3 protein-coding genes are annotated in these 1,137 nt (G+C 40.9%); 1 reads left to right on the top strand and 2 read right to left on the bottom strand.

Annotated elements, in window-relative coordinates; genetic code table 11:
• Positions 1–222 (top strand): PilZ domain-containing protein (locus B4K20_RS09860; RefSeq protein WP_289282754.1); only part of this gene is annotated, 222 nt, incomplete at its 5' end.
• Positions 223–225: 3 nt separating this feature from the next.
• Here the strand turns inward: B4K20_RS09860 and coq7 are convergent.
• On the bottom strand, positions 226–876 hold the full coding sequence (gene coq7 / locus B4K20_RS09855) for a 2-polyprenyl-3-methyl-6-methoxy-1,4-benzoquinone monooxygenase (RefSeq protein WP_289282753.1): 651 nt from the start codon (positions 874–876) through the stop codon (positions 226–228).
• 16 nt (positions 877–892) lie between these two features.
• A partial coding sequence (locus tag B4K20_RS09850; RefSeq protein WP_289282752.1) for a GGDEF domain-containing protein occupies positions 893–1,137 on the bottom strand: 245 nt, incomplete at its 5' end.

Genomic DNA, 1,137 nt, shown 5'->3' with positions numbered 1-1,137 from the left:
CAAATAACACACCGGGGGATAAGTAAAAATTTAAGTGCCAGCGGTTTACTTATTCAATCAGACTTTTCACCAGCTGAGCATGACAGGTTAGAAATTGTCATGGATACGGGAAATGACAGATTCTCACCGTTTATTATTCAGGGAAAAGTATTGAGGGTAGAAGCTGATGCTGAATTGGCAGGACAATACCTCATATCTATTCTGATAGAAGAAAGTCAGTAAAATTTATATCCAATAGCTTGTTTTTGTCATGACTTTTGAAATGATCGACATCATTGTTTTCACAGGACGAGGTAATTCTGCACCACCAGCTTCTAAAGCAGTCGTTCTATGATGAAGTTCATCTTCTCGCATCTGCTCAAGTACAGCACGACTTTTTAGATCATTAGCACTTAGTTTTGCCAAGTGTTCATCAAGATGATTAACGACTTGTTTTTCTGTTTCGGCCACAAAGCCCAAACTCCATTTATCACCTATTTTTCCAGCAACAGCACCTATAGCAAACGAGCCAATGTACCAAACCGGATTCAGTACACTTCGATGTGATGAGAGTGAACTTAAACGTTCTGCACACCAAACCAGGTGATCATTCTCTTCCAGTGCTGCTTGCTCCATAGCCTGACGAACTTCGGGCAATTTAGCTGTTAATGCTTGTCCCTGATAAAGGGCTTGAGCAGAGACTTCACCTGAGTGATTGACTCGCATCAAACCAGCTGAATGCCTTTGTTCTTCAGCGCTTAACTCCGTCGCTTCCTCAAGTTCATTTCCAGGTATATGACGATGTGTTGTTTCAGGTTTTCCGATTACCGTAGTAATTGCTTTGTCTAACTCGATAATAACTTGATCAATGAAACTTAATTGTCTTAGCGTGAACATACAACTAGGCCTACCTTTAAAATAACTCAACATCACCGTGTGCTACTTTGGACGCAGATTTAACTTTGCCTTCTTGTAACAATCTGTTGTAACTAAGCACCTGATTCCTGCCATTACCCTTGGCATAATAGAGTGCTTCATCTGCTTCACCGATAACATCTGCCGGTGATGATTGGGCAACAATTTCTACAAAGCCAATGCTAATCGTCACTTGATTAATCTGAGGAAACTTATGGGCAGCGACCATTTTCCTGATACGTT

Source organism: Methylophaga sp. UBA5088, from assembly GCF_002414625.1.
Taxonomy (GTDB): Bacteria; Pseudomonadota; Gammaproteobacteria; order Nitrosococcales; family Methylophagaceae; genus Methylophaga; species Methylophaga marina.
The sequence above is the reverse complement of the archived record's forward strand: the minus strand, read 5'-3'. Positions and strand labels throughout refer to the sequence as shown.